The organism is Dyella jiangningensis (genome assembly GCF_003264855.1).
Classification (GTDB): Bacteria; Pseudomonadota; Gammaproteobacteria; order Xanthomonadales; family Rhodanobacteraceae; genus Dyella; species Dyella jiangningensis_C.
In genome coordinates, this window is sequence record NZ_NFZS01000001.1 from 745,770 (window position 1) to 761,178 (window position 15,409).

Sequence of the window (15,409 nt, forward strand, 5' to 3'; positions counted from 1 at the left end):
TCACGGAGGACGGCGTGCACCGTCCTCCGTTTTGGCTCAGTACTTCACGTCCAGCTTCAGCCAGAACGTGCGGCCCGGTTCATTCACCCGCACCGTATTGACGTAACCCACCAGGCCCGCACTCGCGGCATTGACGTGTTCGGCGTAGGTCTTGTCGAACAGGTTGTCGATGCCGGCGGTCACGGTCGTTGCGCGGTCGATGCGATAGCCGCCATTGAGCGAGAACACACCAAAGCCGGCGCTGGGCCCCAGGTCCTGCCCGACGATATTGCCTTCGCCCACGGCGACACGGTTTTGCGCAGCTGCCAGGCGCCAGAGACCGCCGACCGACCACACGCCGGTGTCGTAGGTCAGGCCGAAGCGCGCTTCCAGCGGAGGCATCTGCGGCAAGGGGCGACGCTCCGAGCGGTTCTCGCCCCATGTCCAGGCCAGGGTCGCATCGGCCTTCCATCGTTCGGCAAGGCTGTAGACCAGGCCGGCTTCGGCGCCGGCGATGCGTGCATCGACATTGCTGGCCTTGCCGGCGCTCATGCCGGAACCGTAGTCCATCAGGATGAAATCGTTGACCACGCCGGCGTAACCGGAGACCCAGGCCTTGAGCTGGCTGTCGTGGTACTGCAGGCCGATATCGAGCTGGGTGGTCTTTTCCGGCTTGAGCTGCTCGAAGCTGGTGAGCGTCTTGTCGGCGTGCCCGCCGAACAGCTCCCAGTAATCGGGAAAGCGTTCCACGTGGCCAATGCCGGCGTAGAAGGTGGCGGGCATCGCCGCCAGGTCGCGTTCGTAGCGGAGGAATCCCGAGGGAAGCGTCTGCGACCGGCTGGCGTCGACGTTGTGGCGGGCGGGCCCCATGCCCCCCATGTTCATCATGCCGCCCATGCCTGACATCGAGGTGTTGTCAGGCAGGTCGTAGCCGCGCGTCTGCGCACGATCGATGCGTGCGCCGGCGATCCATCGCTCGCGTTCGGCGACGTTCCAGTTGAGCTCGCCGAACGCACCCAGCATGTCCATGCGCGCATCACGCACGCGTGGCTGGGTGCGGTAGTCCGGCAGCATGCCGCCTGGCGGACCACCCATGCGGCTGGTGTGTACGCTGGAAGAGCCGTCGATGCCGGCCTGCAGTTTCCACGCCTCAGTCCAGTCGAAGGTGCCGACGACACGACCGCCAACGGTCTTGCGATCCACGTCGCTGGCCATGGCCATGGGCATCATGCTCGACGGATCGGGATGGCGCAGCGTGTAGTTGTCCATCACGTGATCAGCGTAGTTGTAGTAGAGCTGCGCCTCGAGATGACTGAACACGGCGTCGGGCCGATCATGCTCGATCTTCAGGCCCGCGCTTTCGCGCAGGAACTGTGCGCCGTCCATGCCGCTGAACGCGTAGGCCGCCTGGCCATTGCCCTTGCCCGCGGAAAGCTCCACACGCGTATTGTCGTCCGGCGTCCAGCCCACGGCGGCATCGGCATTCCATCGGTCCCAGGAGGAGTGCACGCGGTTGCCATCACCGTCTTCGTAATCCTGGGCGTGCGTATGGTTCGCACTGACATTCATATAGACGTCCGACGTACCGGCGCGCACATCGATCATCTGATCGTTGCGGCCGGCCGAGCCGCCGAGCAGGCTGCCCTCCAGCGAGGCATCCGCCTTGGTGTAGCGCTTGAAATCGCGTTCGAACAAGACGGTGCCGGCGGAATTGCCCGGTCCATACAGGACGGTCTGCGGACCCTTGATCACCGTCACGCGGTCGTACAGCTGCGGCGAGATATAGGCCGTGGGCGGATCCATGCGCGAGGGGCAGCCGCCGCCGATCTGCCCACCGTCGACCAGCAGGTTGAGGCGCGAGCCAGCCATGCCGCGCAGCATGGGATCGCCGTTGCTGCCACCTTTGCGGATGGTCGAGAAGCCGGGGATGCTCTTGAGAAAATCCGCGCCATCGCTGGCGGGTACAGGTTGGCGTGGCGCCTTGGGATCGGTGACGACGGTCAGCGGGCTTTCCTGCATCGGGGCCGTGATCACGATGGCAGGGAAGGTCAGCACCGCGTCGGTCGCCAGCGTTGGCGACGCTGCGGCGTAGAGCGCAAGCGCAATCAGGCAGGGGAGCGGCCGCGCCTTGACGGGCGCGTGTTCCCAAGAGGGGTGTTCAGACATGGACGTTTTCCGTTTTCGCAGGCCGCAGGACGCCTTGCGGCCATGAGCCGCGAGAGCGAGGTGATGGGTTTCAACGCTGCGGGAAAACGGGAGGGCCGCGTGGTGCGGCGGCCAGTACGGAAGGTTCCGCGCTGAGCGGCGCGCGGTAGGCAACAGGCAAGCCTGCCGGAGGCTGGTTGAGGGCCGCCGGCAAGGAGGCGGCCAGCAGCACCGGCTGATGGCTGAGCAGGCCGCAGTAACCGCACTTCTCCATCGACGATGGATGCGGCGCGAGAGGAGGCGCATGGTCGTGGGGACCATCGCAGTCCATGCCCATCGTCATCGCTGGTGTATCGGCGACGGCCAGGGTCTGCGAAATCATCGGCGCCACCACGGCAAGCCAGATGGCCGTCATGGCCAGCCAGGCTATCCAGCGTGGTGTTCGCGGGCGTATCACTCAAATCCCTGTAGGGTGTCGCAACCTTGCGTAGCGATTGCATCATCCCATGCGAACGATCGCCGCAGATGTGGCATGCCGTCGCGGCGCGATAGGTTCCATAGCAGGTGTCTGATGAATGTCAGTGAGCGGAGGCGCCGCGTGGCACAGGATGGCGCATCGGCAATAAGGAGCCCTCGCAATGATCGACTACATTCAGGCCTGGCAATGCATCGGTTGCGGCAAGATCGAGGCGCCCCAGCCCTGCATCGGCGTATGCCGGGACCGCAAGGTCCTCATGGTGGGCAAGGATGATCACGAGCGCGCGCAGGGCGAGATCGACGCGTTGCGTGCCCAACTGGCGAAGGCGCACGCGATGCTCCAGCGATTCGGCTTGGCCAAGCCTCATGAAGGACAGTGGGGGCGTTCGTGGGTCGCGCTTCAGGAAGAGCTGCGCGAAGCACTCGTCGTGCTTGAAGTGCCGGACGAAGCACAGCCCGCCACCCACTGATGCGCCGAGCTAGGTGACGACGTCCCGCGCCGACGTCGTGGTGCGCAAGGCCGACCACAGCGCATCGACGCGACGTTCCACGGCATCGTCGGGCACGATGGGTCGGCTCCAGGCGCGCGTGCTTTCCGCCGGCCACTTGTTGGTGGCATCCAGGCCAAGCTTCGAACCGATACCCGCCACAGGGCTGGCGAAGTCGAGATAGTCGATCGGCGTGTTCTCCACCAGCATCGCGTCGCGTGCGGGATCGACGCGCGTGGCGATGGCCCACAGCACCTGCGACCAGTCGCGCACGTCGATGTCCTCGTCCGTGACAATCACGAACTTGGTGTAGGTGAACTGTCGAAGGTACGACCACGCCGTCGGCGTGGGTGTATTGCCGACCAGCGGATCGTACGGCCAGTTCTGCGTGTAGCTGATGGCATGGCCCGGGTGTTCCGCGGCCGCTGCCCAACTGGTCCACCAGAAGAACGCGGTGAGCACGCGGCGGTGTTCCATCTCGCTTTCCTGCGCCATCGCGTTCGTGGGGGCGGTGGTGTTCGAGGTCGTGATCCTGGACGCATTGCACCGCAGGTTCGACCGGGCCACGATGGGGCGCATCGAACAGGCGGTGATGCAGCGTGCTCGCCGGGTGATGCCGTGGGTCGTGGGCACGCTCTACGCGAGCGGTATCGCCATGTTCACCGTCCGCTGTGGCGGGCTACGCTGCCTGCCGACCCATTTCGGCTGGCTGCTGCTGGCCAAGGTGACCCTGGCGCTGGCGGTGCTGGTGATCTTCATCCGGGCCGTGCGGGCCGGTGACCGGCGAGTCGACCCGTGCGGCTTCCGGCATACCCACCGCATCGTGCTGGTGCTCATGGTGGGCATCGTTTTTCTGGCCAAGGCCATGTTCTACTTGTAGGCCCTGTCCAACGAGGTGTCCCCATGTCCCAGGTAACGCTCAAGGGCCAACCGGTCCAGGTCGACGGTCATTTTCCCGCCAAGGGTGAGCACGCGCCGGCGTTCTCGCTGGTTGGCAAGGATCTGGCCGATGTGACACTCGCCAGCTTTGCCGGCAAGCGCAAGGTGCTCAACATCTTCCCCAGCATCGACACGCCAACCTGCGCCACGTCGGTGCGTCGCTTCAACGAGAAAGCCAGCCAGCTCGACAACGCCGTGGTGCTCTGCATTTCCGCCGATCTGCCGTTCGCACAGGCCCGTTTCTGCGGTGCGGAAGGGCTGAGCAACGTGGTCACCCTGTCCACCCTGCGCGGCCACGATTTCCTCAAGCAGTACGGTGTCGCCCTTGCCTCCGGCCCGTTGGCTGGCCTGGCCGCGCGTGCGGTCGTGGTGCTCGACGCCAATGATCAGGTCGTGCACAGCGAGCTGGTCGGCGAGATCGCGCATGAACCCAACTACGATTCGGCGCTAGCCTCGCTGGGCTAAGGCTTGTAGCTCGCAGACAGGAAAGGGGCCGGCCATGATCCGGCCCTTTTCTGTTAGGTCGTCCGGCATAAAAAAGCAGCCAGCCGAAGCTGGCTGCTTCCCCGGCCCACCGGGGCTCACGCTTGTTACTTGCCCAGCGCCAGCGTGCCCTTCATCAGCGCGGCATGGCCCGGGAAGGTGCAGAAGTAGGCGTAGGTTTCGCCGGCCTTGAGCTTGGCCACCGGCACGGTCACGGTGTCCGACTCGCCGCCACCCACCAGCTTGGTGTGGGCGATGACCCGGGTATCGTCAGCCTTCACGTAATTCTGGTCGGCGCCGGCCTTCATGCCATCGGCGATGATGCCGGCCTCGTCCGCGGAGTGGCCCAGCACCCAGTTGTGGCCCATCGATGCCTTGGGCAGCTTGCCCGTGTGCTTGAGCGTGACGGTGAACTGCTTGCAGGTCTTGGGTACTTCGATGCTCTTCTGGTTGAACTGCATCGCATCGTTGCCCTCGATGGTCGTGCTGCAGTCGGCCGCCCACAGCGGTGCAGCGAACAGGCCGAGCAAGGCGAGGGCAAAGGTCTTGCGGATCATGGGGACATCTCCGTCATTAAAGTCAGAAAAGGCGCGACGATAATGATTCGCGATTGATCGCCCCGGCGTTGATCTGGATCAGATCGATGCGTGTACCGCCCGCATAGCGACATTGCACCGCATGCGTTTGCAGAAACAAAAAAAGGGCCGGATCAACCGGCCCTTTTTCCTGGTGCGTCGTACCGGACTTACTTGGCCGCCATCAGCGCGACGGTCATGTCGAGCATACGGTTGGAGAAGCCCCACTCGTTGTCGTACCACGACAGCACCTTCACCAGCGTGCCTTCCATGACGCGGGTCTGGGTCGCGTCGTAGGTGGAGGAGGCCGGGTTGTGGTTGAAGTCGATCGACACCAGCGGCTGCGTGTTGACGGCCAGGATGCCCTTCAGCGGGCCATTGGCGGCTTCGCTGATGACCTGGTCGATCTCTTCCTTGGTGGTCGGACGCGAGGCGTCGAAGGTGAGGTCGACGACCGACACGTTGATGGTCGGCACGCGCATGGCGAAGCCGTCCAGCTTGCCGTTGAGTTCCGGCAGCACCAGGCCCACTGCGGCGGCGGCGCCGGTCTTGGTCGGGATCTGCGAATGCGTGGCCGAACGGGCGCGGCGGAGGTCGGAGTGGTAGACGTCCGTCAGCACCTGGTCGTTGGTGTAGGCGTGGATCGTCGTCATCAGGCCGCGCTGGATGCCGATCTTCTCGTGCAGCACCTTGGCCAGCGGAGCGAGGCAGTTGGTGGTGCACGACGCGTTGGAGATCACTTCCAGCTTGGAGGTGAGCTTGTCGGTGTTGACGCCGATGACGAAGGTGCCGTCCACGTCCTTGTCGCCCGGCGCGGAAATGATGACCTTCTTGGCGCCGGCGGCGATGTGCGCGCTGGCCTTGGCCTTGGAGGTGAACAGGCCGGTGCACTCGAGCACCACGTCCACGCCGAGGGCGCCCCAGGGCAGCTTCGACGGGTCGCGCTCCGCGCATACCTTGATGCGGTCGCCGTTGACGATCAGATCGCCGCCGTCCACCGACACGGTGCCCGGGAACTTGCCGTGCGCGGTGTCGTACTGGGTCAGGTGCGCGTTGGTCTCGGCGTTGCCGAGGTCGTTGATCGCAACGATCTGGATCTCGTTGGTGCGACCGGCTTCGTACAGTGCGCGCAGAATGTTGCGGCCGATGCGACCGTAACCGTTGATGGCGACCTTGATGGCCATGTGACAGCGTCCTCCGGAGTGAGGTGACGGAATTGGCGGCTGTGGGACCGCCGTAAAAGCGTCATTTTAGCTTGAACGGGCTCTCCGGCCCATCCACCGCCTTGCGGCATGGCTGGGGCTGTTCAGCGGAGGCCGGAAGCGCTTGAATCAACTTTTCTTTCGGGCGCATGCGCCCAGCAGGAGATTGGCATGAGCGAGACGGGACAGACTTTCGGCATCACCCTGGAGCAGGTCGAGAACTTCGAGTTCCGGGTGCGCTTCGACGACACGGTGGTTCCGGACCTGATCGTGGATGAAGGTGCGCCCCTGGGCGGCGATGCCGGGCCCAATCCCTCGCGCCTCCTTGCTGTCGCCGTGGCCAACTGCCTCGCCGCGAGCCTGTTGTTTGCCCTGCGCAAGTACAAGAACACGCCGGGCAGGATGGGCGCGAAGGCCCGGCTGACCCTGGAGCGCAATGAGCATGGCCGTCTGCGCATCGCGCATATCGGCGTGGACCTGCAACTCGCGGAGAAGGCCGAGGTGCTCGACTACCTCGATCGCGTGCTGGCGCAGTTCGAGGACTTCTGCATCGTGACCCAGAGCGTCCGCCAGGGCATCAAGGTGGATGTCAGCGTCCTGGACGGGGAAGGCAAGCGATTGTCGGTGCCGGGCGAAAGCTGAGGCCTGCCGGCGCGGAGCTGTCATGGAGCTGTGGCAGACTTTCCGTTTTCGCTGACACATTCGAACCTATCCATGTCCTTTCCGCGCTTCTCTGCCGCACTTGCTCTCGCCTGTTTCGTCCTGACGCCCGCCGCGCACGCCTGGGGCCAGCTTGGCCACAGCATCGTGGCCGACCTCGCCCAGCGCCACCTCAGCCCCGCGGCGGAGGCCGAGGTGGAGCGATTGCTGGCGCCGGAAAACACCAAGTCGCTGGCGGATATCGCCAGCTGGCCGGACGAGATCCGCAACGATCCCGGCAAAGACGCACTGTGGAAGCAGACGCGTGCGCTGCACTATGTCGACTTCACCCACGGCGACTGCAACTACACGCCGCCGCGCGACTGCAAGGATGGGCAATGCGTGGTCGCTGGCATCGACCACTATGCGCAGATCCTCGCCGACAAATCGCAGCCCGACGCCACGCGCCTGGAAGCCTTGAAGTTCGTGGTGCACTTCATCGGCGACGAGCACCAGCCGCTGCATGGCGGTTCGCGCGACGACAAGGGCGGCAACGCCTATCAGGTCCAGTTCCAGGACAAGGGCACCAACCTGCACAGCGTGTGGGATTCGGGCCTGCTCAAGACCCGTGGCCTGGATGACAAGGCGTACGCCGACGAGCTGGAATCCCGCGGCACGGTGACCTTGCCCAAGCCCATCGCCCCCTTCGACAACGCCTATGCGCAGTGGGCGGAAGAGTCGTGCCAGATCTCCCGCGACATCTATCCCGAGGGTCATAAGCTCGATCAGGCCTACGTACAGAAGGCATTGCCGGTGGCGGAACTGCGCCTGCGCGAAGCGGGGCGTCGCCTGGCGGAAGTGTTGAACCTCGCGCTGGCGCGGTGACGCTTGTTCGCTTCGCGATTCCCACGGGCCCGCCACTGCGCGGGCCTTTTTCTGATCAAAACTTCAGCAGGGCCAGAAAGAATTGCTGCGATGCAAAATCATGCACGCGCATGCTTCACGGACGTGCAGGCGAGCCCAGGTGCCCCTACCGGCGCGCCGATGCCCTGGCTTCAGAGTGGCCTCGCATTTTGCATGCCATGACACCAGTATTTGGCCGTCCGAACGCCAGTGAAGCAGACCAGTGGCTTGAGCTCGGCGCATTCTTGGTTGTCTTTGCGTAATACCACTGGTAGCGGCTGGTCCGCATGCCACAAGCAGTCCACTTGCATACCGTGGTTGGCAAGAAAAATGCCTGCGCAAACCCTCTGGCAGATCGATCCAATTCTGCTAGCGTGGAACGATGACTACTGAATCTACGCTGCGCCGCACAAAGATCGTTGCCACCCTCGGTCCCGCGACCGACGCTCCTGGCATGCTGGAAAAAATCATCGCCGAAGGCGTCGACGTGGTTCGCCTGAACCTCTCGCACGGCCAGCCGGACGATCACCGCGCGCGCGCCGTCGCCGTGCGCGATGCCGCGACCAAGCTCGGTCGCGAAGTCGGCGTCCTTGCGGACCTTCAGGGCCCGAAGATCCGGGTCGAGCGGTTTGCCCATGGTCCGGTGGAGCTTCGTGTGGGCGATAGCTTCGTGCTGGACTGCAGCCCGGGGGCGCCGCTGGGCGACGCCACGCGCGTTGGCGTGAGCTACTACGACCTGCCGAAGGACGTGTCCGCCGGCGACGTGCTGTTGCTGGATGATGGCCTGGTCGCGCTGACCGTCGAATCCGTCGTGGGCGCGGAAATCCGCTGCCGCGTGCTGATCGGCGGCAAGCTGTCCGATCGCAAGGGCCTCAACCGCCAGGGCGGTGGCCTCTCCGTGTCCGCGCTGTCGGACAAGGACAAGGCTGACATCAAGCTCGCCGCCGAGATCGGCTGTGACTTCCTCGCCGTCTCCTTCGTGCGTTCGGCCGCCGACATGAACGAAGCGCGCCGCCTGCTGGAGGAAGCCGGTGGCAAGGCCTCGCTGGTGGCGAAGATCGAGCGCGCCGATGCCATTCCGGTGCTCGGCGAGATCATCGATGCATCCGACGTCGTGATGGTGGCGCGCGGCGACCTGGGCGTGGAGATCGGCGATGCCGAGCTGCCGGGCCTGCAGAAGAAGATCATCCGCGAGTCGGTGCAGCGCAATCGCGCCGTGATCACCGCCACGCAGATGCTGCAGTCGATGGTGCGCTCGCCCATCCCGACCCGCGCCGAAGTGATGGACGTGGCGAACGCCGTGATCGACGGCACCGACGCCGTGATGCTGTCCGAGGAATCGGCGGCCGGCGCACACCCGGACAAGGCCGTGGCGGCACTGCGCCGCATCTGCCTCGGCGCCGAACGCCAGTTCGAACCGAAGGAAGATCCGGCGACGCAGGGGCATCACCTGGATCGCACCGACCAGGCCATCGCGCTCGCCGCCATGGTGCTGGCCAGCCAGCTCGGCGTGCGCGCCATCGTCGCGTTGACCGAGTCGGGCGCCACCGCGCAGTGGCTGTCGCGCTATCGCAGCGCGGTGCCGATCTACGCGCTGTCGCCGTTCGACGATGCACGCCGCCGCATGTCGATCCTGCGTGACGTGCAGGCCGTGAAGTTCACCCACGTCTCCCAGACGCCGGCCGGCTCTGCACGCGACGCCGTGCGCCAGCTGTTCGCCGAAGGCAAGCTGACCGAAGGCGATCGCGTGGTGCTCACGCACGGCGACCACATCGGCCAGGGCGGCGGCACCAATACGCTCAAGCTGCTGTCGGTGGGTGCCGAGGGCGTGGTGGAGTGCTTGCGCGACCTGTAAGCAGGGTAGCGACGTCGGCCTGCAGCCCGTAAGGCTAGAATCCGGGTCGACGTCCCCCAACCCATGCGCAGGAGGTTTTCCATGAACATGAAGTCGCGTCGCCACATCCAGGCGATTTCCCTGGCCCTTGCCATGGGCGTGGCCGCACCGCTGCTGGCGCAATCGCAGGCGCGCATGGTCGGCCCGGACCGCATCCAGTCGTACTGGATCATGCTAAACACCAAGGTGGATGCCGACGTCCCCAACAGCGGCTCCAACATGGACAAGCCCGGTTGCGTGGCGGTGACCTACATGATCGGTTCCGATGGCGTGCCGCAGAACGTCAACGTGGCCAAGGTGGTGCCGCAGAGCGACCTCGGCGCCGTGGCCAAGAGCGTGGCGGGCAACTTCCGCTACGGGCCTTCGCTCACCAACAAGACGCACGAGCCGGTCAATACGTACTTCATCGTGCCGTTCAACCTGCCGGCGGATGCTGCGCAGCGGCAATCCATCATCGACGCGTGCAAGCTGCCGGGCTACAACCAGGCCTGAGTCTCGACGCCATGGCCATTCAGGGGCGCTCAGGGCCCCTCGTGGCCAGATGCCATATACTTGCGGGCCTTTAAGCCTAGCCGCCCCCTTCCAGGGCGGCTTCCACCTTGTGCGGCCCACACCGCCTAAGTACCGGAGTTGTCATGAGCATCGAAGATCTCGAAAGCGTTGCCCTCGCTATGGTTGCGCCCGGCAAGGGCATCATCGCCATCGACGAGTCGACCAACACCATCAAGAAGCGTTTCGAGGCCGTCGGCATCGACAACACCGAAGAGAACCGCCGCGCTTACCGTGAGCTGCTGCTCACCACGCCGGGCCTCAACGAGCACATCTCCGGCGCGATCCTGTACGACGAAACCATCCGCCAGTCGACCAAGGACGGCGTGCCGTTCACGACGCTGATGAAGAAGAACGGCATCATCCCGGGCATCAAGGTCGACAAGGGCCCCGTGCCGCTGGCCGGCTTCCCGGGCGACGTGGTGACCGAAGGCCTCGACGGCCTGCGCGAGCGCCTGCAGGAATACGTGAAGCTCGGCGCCCAGTTCGCCAAGTGGCGCGCCGTGATCAACATCTCCGAGGACAACCCGTCCTCCACCGCCATCGAAGCCAACTGCCATGCGCTGGCCCGCTACGCCGCGCTGTGCCAGGAAGCCGGCCTAGTGCCGATGGTCGAGCCGGAAGTGATCATGGACGGCGACCACAGCATCGAAGTCAGCTACGAAGTGCACGAAGCCGTGCTGCGCAGCCTGTTCAATGCGCTGTACGAGCAGAACGTGATGCTGGAAGGCACCATCCTGAAGGTCAGCATGGTCATCCCGGGCAAGGATGCGGACGAGCAGGCTGAAGTCGAGGAAGTCGCCGAAGCCACCGTGCGCGTGCTCAAGACCACCGTGCCGGCCACGCTGCCGGGCATCGTGTTCCTCTCGGGCGGCCAGTCGGACGAGCAGTCGACCGCCCACCTCAACGCCATGAACCGCATGGGCCCGCACCCGTGGCCGCTGTCGTTCTCCTACGGCCGCGCCATGCAGCAGGCCGCGCTGAAGCTGTGGTCCAAGGACATGAAGGCCAACTACGCCGACGCGCAGAAGACCGTCCACGCCCGTGCGAAGGACAACGGTCTCGCCGCGCTGGGTCAGTGGAGCGGCAAGTAAGAAGCAGCCATTCTTCTGTAGGAGCGCACCCAGTGCGCGACCGCAGAGTGGGTGAAACCGCTCCGTAGGCTTTTCGCGCACTGGGTGCGCTCCTACAGAAAGAGCGGGGCATTGATGGACCAAAGAAAACGGGCGCCTCGCGGCGCCCGTCTTTTGTTTCTGTGTTCCTGAAAACCGATCAGAAGCGGTATTCCGCACTGACCGTGTACAGGTTGGTCGGCAGGTGGATGTTCTTGTCGCTGTCGCTGGCCTGGTAGTAGTCGTAGTTCAGGCCCACGCTCCACTGCGGGGTGATGTTGTAGCCCACGCCTGCACCGGCGTAGTAGTTGGTGCTGTTGAAGCGCACCGACTGCGGGTTGAACTTGTCGTTGGTCAGGCCTTCACCCTTGGCGAAGAAGGCACCGCCACGCACTTCGCCGTACCACTTCGGGCTGAAGCTGTAGCGCAGGTCGAGGCCGGCGGTAGCGCCCTGCAGCTTCGACTTGGCGTCGCCGCCGTAGTTCTGGGTATACAGGCCACGCGCATCGGCTCGGCCCAGGTAGACGTAACCCGCTTCGACGCCGAGCGACAACTCAGGGTTGAGCGCGAAACGGTAACCACCCTTCACGCCACCGGCGAAATCGCCGTTGTCATAAGGGCCCTTCTTGATCTGGCCGTAGCCGGCGTTGGCGCCGACATACCAGCCCTGCTGGGCGTTCTGGCCGGCGTCCTGCGCAAAGGCGGCCGGAACAGCCACCAAACCGGCGGCGGCGAAAGCAAGGGCAAGCATGGTGTTCTTCATGGGGGTACTCCTCGATTCTTCGTCTTATTTGGGCCAGTCCGCAGCGCCGGGGGTTCGGTCGTTCGCGGCTGGGCACCTCGTGCCGACGGTGCTGACCCTTAGATAGGGCGGCCCTGAGGAGTTTCAATACCGATTAGTACACAATTAAGAAGGCATTAAGGTTCAGGCCGCTTCCAGCCGGCGCACCAAAAAGAACGGGCGCCCCCGAGGGCGCCCACATGCTTCTCACAACAAGTTGATTAGAAACGGTATTCGGCCGTAACCGAGGCCGTATCGGTGGACAGGTCCACGCCCTTCTTCTTGGCGTCGAAATAGTCGTAGCTCACGCCAAGGCTGAAGTGCTGGTTGAAGTCGTAACCCACACCGGCGCCGCCGTACCAGCTGACGTCATCGAGGTGATGGCGGTTGATCGAGTTGTTGTCGTAGCCATGGCCCTTCCAGCCATAGATGCCGGCACGGCCGCTGACGTACAGGCCGTCCCACACGTTGATCTTGCCGTTCACGCCGGCGGTCCAGCCGCGAAGGTCGTTCTTCTCGCTGGTCTGGTTGACGGGCTGGCTGTTGAAGATGTTCTTCAGCTTGTAATTGCCCTGGTCGTTGTAGCCGACCTCAACGCCCAGACCCATGTCCTGGCCCACTTTCCAGCGGTAGCCGCCGTTGATGCCATAGGTGGTCGGATGGTCGTTGTAGGGGCCGTTTGCCACATGACCCTCGCCCACGCTGCCGTTGATGAACCAGTTGCCGCTGCCCACCGGCTGGTAGGGTTGGTAGTTGCCGTTGGCGGCGGTGCTGGTGGACGAGCTGGTGTCCTGGGCAAAGGCGGGAGCGGCGATGAAGCCGGTCGTGGCCATGGCAATGGCAAGTAGCGTCTTCTTCATGGGAGTACTCCATATGATCTTTTTTGGGATCGATCCCTGAAAGATCTGCGGGCCGGGGGAAAGGCTGATCGCAGTCACACCCGTTCCATGGGTGCCAGGGGATTAGAACCATGGGAGCCTGAAGGGTTTCCGTACCCCTTATCCAAAAATTAAGGACAAATTAAGGTCTTGGGCGTGGGACAGGGGCCCGGCAATCGGCGACAATGAGCGTTTTTAGCCGCCATCGCCCCCGGAGAACCCTCTCAATGACCACCCGCCGCGAACTCGCCAATGCCGTGCGCGCCCTCGCCATGGACGCCGTGCAACAGGCCAACTCCGGCCACCCAGGCATGCCGATGGGCATGGCGGACATCGCCGAGGTGCTCTGGAACGACTTCCTCCAGCACAACCCGACCAACCCCAAGTGGTTCAACCGCGACCGTTTCGTGCTGTCCAACGGTCACGGCTCGATGCTGCTGTACTCGCTGCTGCACCTGACCGGCTACGACCTGCCGATGGAAGAGCTCAAGCGCTTCCGCCAGCTGCATTCCAAGACCGCCGGCCATCCGGAAGCCAGCGAAACCCCCGGCGTGGAAACCACCACCGGCCCGCTGGGCCAGGGCCTCGCCAATGCGGTGGGCTTCGCGCTGGCGGAAAAGGTGCTGGCCGACCACTTCAACCGGCCGGGCCATGAGATCGTCAACCACCACACCTATGTGTTCCTCGGCGACGGCTGCCTGATGGAAGGCATCTCGCACGAGGCCTGCTTCGCTGGCCGGCACCTGGAAGCTGAACAAGCTGATCGCGCTGTACGACGACAACGGCATCTCGATCGACGGCGACGTGCACGGCTGGTTCACCGACAACACCCCGGAGCGTTTCGAGGCCTATGGCTGGAACGTGATCCGCGGTGTCGACGGCCACAACCCCGACGCCATCAAGCAGGCCATCGCCGCGGCCACCTCGCAAAGCGAGAAGCCGACCCTGATCTGCGCCCGCACCATCATCGGCTTCGGTTCGCCGAACAAGCAGGGCAAGGAAGAGAGCCACGGCGCCGCGCTGGGCAAGGACGAAGTCGCCAAGACGCGCGACGCGCTGGACTGGCGCTACGGCCCGTTCGAGATCCCGGCCGAGATCTACGCCGGCTGGGACCACAAGAAGACGGGCGCCGCGCGCGAGCAGGCCTGGCACGACGCGGTGGCCAAGTACTCCGCGGCGTTCCCGGAGCTGGCTGCCGAGTTCAATCGCCGCGTCGCCGGTGAGCTGCCGGCCGACTGGGCCGAGAAGTCGCAGGCTTTCGTCGACAAACTGCAGGCGGACGGCGTGGACGTCGCTTCGCGCAAGGCCTCGCAGATGAGCATCGAGGCGTTCGCGCCGCTGTTGCCGGAGCTGATCGGCGGTTCGGCCGACCTGGCCGGTTCCAACCTCACCAAGTGGAAGGGCAGCGTCGACGCCGGCAATGGCCACGACGCCAAGGGCAACTACGTCTACTACGGCGTGCGCGAGTTCGGCATGAGCGCCATCGCCAACGGCCTAGCGCTGCATGGCGGTTTCATCCCGTACGACGCCACCTTCCTGGTGTTCTCCGACTACGCCCGCAACGCGGTGCGCATGAGCGCGCTGATCCCGGCACATGCCATCCACGTCTACACGCACGACTCGATCGGTCTGGGCGAAGATGGCCCGACCCACCAGCCGGTGGAGCACCTGGCCTCGCTGCGCTACATCCCGAACAACCAGGTGTGGCGTCCGTGCGACGCGGTCGAATCGGCCATGTCCTGGAAGCTCGCCATCGAGCGCAAGGGCAATCCGGCGTGCCTGGTGTTCTCGCGCCAGAACCTCAAGCCGCAGCAGCGCAGCGCGCAGCAGGTGGCCGACATCGCGCGTGGCGCCTACGTGCTGTCCGATCCGCAGGACACCAAGTTCAAGGCCATCCTGATCGCCACCGGTTCGGAAGTGGAACTGGCGATGGAAGCGGCCCGCACGCTGGCCCAGCAGAACGTGCCGGTGCGCGTGGTGTCGATGCCTTGCACGGAAGTGTTCGACGCCCAGCCGCTGGAATACCGCGAAGCGATCCTGCCGGGCTGGTGCCGCGCGCGCGTGGCGGTGGAAGCGGCCACGTCCGACTTCTGGCGCAAGTACGTCGGCCTCGACGGCGACGTGATCGGCATGACCACCTTCGGCGCCTCGGCGCCGGCGCCGCAGCTGTTCGAGCACTTCGGATTCACCGTGGCGCATGTGGTCGATGCGGTGAAGCGCGTGATCGGCTGAGTGTGCATTTCCCTCTCCCCTCTGGGGAGAGGGCAGGGTGAGGGGCGGGTCTCGCCTCAAGCCCACAAAAAACGCCGTGATCATCACGGCGTTTTTTGTGCCTCAGTTTCAACTGTAGGAACGCACCCAGTGC

The 15,409-nt window shown here is 64.7% G+C and carries 15 protein-coding genes and 1 pseudogene; 9 read left to right on the forward strand and 7 right to left on the reverse strand.

The genetic code is table 11. The features are described from left to right. Positions 1-36: 36 nt before the first annotated feature. Both CA260_RS03275 and CA260_RS03280 read right to left on the reverse strand, forming a co-directional pair. The gene (locus tag CA260_RS03275) at positions 37-2,145 is read right to left on the reverse strand and encodes a TonB-dependent copper receptor (RefSeq protein WP_111981003.1); all 2,109 of its coding nucleotides are present in this window, start codon (positions 2,143-2,145) and stop codon (positions 37-39) included. Positions 2,146-2,215: 70 nt separating this feature from the next. Then, positions 2,216-2,539, reverse strand: coding sequence for a DUF2946 family protein (locus CA260_RS03280; protein WP_111981004.1), 324 nt, complete (start codon positions 2,537-2,539; stop codon positions 2,216-2,218). Positions 2,540-2,762: 223 nt separating this feature from the next. Here CA260_RS03280 and CA260_RS03285 point away from each other — a divergent pair, with 223 nt between their 5' ends. Further along, positions 2,763-3,071, forward strand: coding sequence for a hypothetical protein (locus tag CA260_RS03285; RefSeq protein ID WP_111981005.1), 309 nt, complete (start codon positions 2,763-2,765; stop codon positions 3,069-3,071). 9 nt (positions 3,072-3,080) lie between these two features. On the opposite strand, the gene CA260_RS03290 is transcribed toward CA260_RS03285, so the two are convergent. Beyond that, positions 3,081-3,566, reverse strand: coding sequence for a hypothetical protein (locus CA260_RS03290; RefSeq protein ID WP_425479680.1), 486 nt, complete (start codon positions 3,564-3,566; stop codon positions 3,081-3,083). Between CA260_RS03290 and CA260_RS03295 the strand changes: the two genes are divergently transcribed. Further along, on the forward strand, positions 3,544-3,969 hold the full coding sequence (locus CA260_RS03295; RefSeq protein WP_111981006.1) for a hypothetical protein: 426 nt from the start codon (positions 3,544-3,546) through the stop codon (positions 3,967-3,969). The two genes, CA260_RS03290 and CA260_RS03295, sit on opposite strands and share 23 nt — an antisense overlap. 23 nt (positions 3,970-3,992) lie before the next feature. Next, positions 3,993-4,493, forward strand: coding sequence for a thiol peroxidase (gene tpx / locus CA260_RS03300; RefSeq protein WP_111981007.1), 501 nt, complete (start codon positions 3,993-3,995; stop codon positions 4,491-4,493). A 125-nt stretch (positions 4,494-4,618) separates the two neighbouring features. On the opposite strand, the gene azu is transcribed toward tpx, so the two are convergent. Beyond that, entirely contained in the window at positions 4,619-5,068 is a 450-nt protein-coding gene (azu, locus tag CA260_RS03305) for an azurin (protein WP_172461704.1), read from the reverse strand. A gap of 188 nt (positions 5,069-5,256) precedes the next feature. Beyond that, the gene (gene gap, locus CA260_RS03310) at positions 5,257-6,270 is read right to left on the reverse strand and encodes a type I glyceraldehyde-3-phosphate dehydrogenase (protein WP_111981008.1); all 1,014 of its coding nucleotides are present in this window, start codon (positions 6,268-6,270) and stop codon (positions 5,257-5,259) included. A gap of 189 nt (positions 6,271-6,459) precedes the next feature. Here gap and CA260_RS03315 point away from each other — a divergent pair, with 189 nt between their 5' ends. The 5 genes from CA260_RS03315 (at position 6,460) to CA260_RS03335 (ending at position 11,367) form a co-directional block, all read left to right on the forward strand. Next, positions 6,460-6,930: an OsmC family protein gene (locus CA260_RS03315; protein ID WP_111981009.1), complete on the forward strand. Its 471-nt coding sequence runs from the start codon at positions 6,460-6,462 to the stop codon at positions 6,928-6,930. A 72-nt stretch (positions 6,931-7,002) separates the two neighbouring features. Further along, positions 7,003-7,812 (forward strand): S1/P1 nuclease, encoded by an 810-nt coding sequence (locus tag CA260_RS03320; protein ID WP_111981010.1) that lies wholly within the window; start codon positions 7,003-7,005, stop codon positions 7,810-7,812. A gap of 400 nt (positions 7,813-8,212) precedes the next feature. Beyond that, the gene (gene pyk / locus CA260_RS03325; protein ID WP_111981011.1) at positions 8,213-9,685 is read left to right on the forward strand and encodes a pyruvate kinase; all 1,473 of its coding nucleotides are present in this window, start codon (positions 8,213-8,215) and stop codon (positions 9,683-9,685) included. Between the two features lie 81 nt (positions 9,686-9,766). Further along, a complete protein-coding gene (locus CA260_RS03330; protein WP_111981012.1) occupies positions 9,767-10,216 on the forward strand; it encodes an energy transducer TonB in 450 nt (149 codons plus the stop codon). Positions 10,217-10,359: 143 nt separating this feature from the next. Then, entirely contained in the window at positions 10,360-11,367 is a 1,008-nt protein-coding gene (locus CA260_RS03335; protein WP_111981013.1) for a class I fructose-bisphosphate aldolase, read from the forward strand. A 178-nt stretch (positions 11,368-11,545) separates the two neighbouring features. Here CA260_RS03335 and CA260_RS03340 read toward each other — a convergent pair whose 3' ends face one another. Both CA260_RS03340 and CA260_RS03345 read right to left on the reverse strand, forming a co-directional pair. Then, on the reverse strand, positions 11,546-12,148 hold the full coding sequence (locus tag CA260_RS03340; protein WP_038615122.1) for an outer membrane protein: 603 nt from the start codon (positions 12,146-12,148) through the stop codon (positions 11,546-11,548). Between the two features lie 239 nt (positions 12,149-12,387). After that, entirely contained in the window at positions 12,388-13,026 is a 639-nt protein-coding gene (locus CA260_RS03345) for an outer membrane beta-barrel protein (protein WP_111981014.1), read from the reverse strand. Between the two features lie 245 nt (positions 13,027-13,271). Between CA260_RS03345 and tkt the strand changes: the two are divergent. After that, positions 13,272-15,276: pseudogene (gene tkt, locus CA260_RS03350) on the forward strand (transketolase). Positions 15,277-15,409 lie beyond the last annotated feature (133 nt).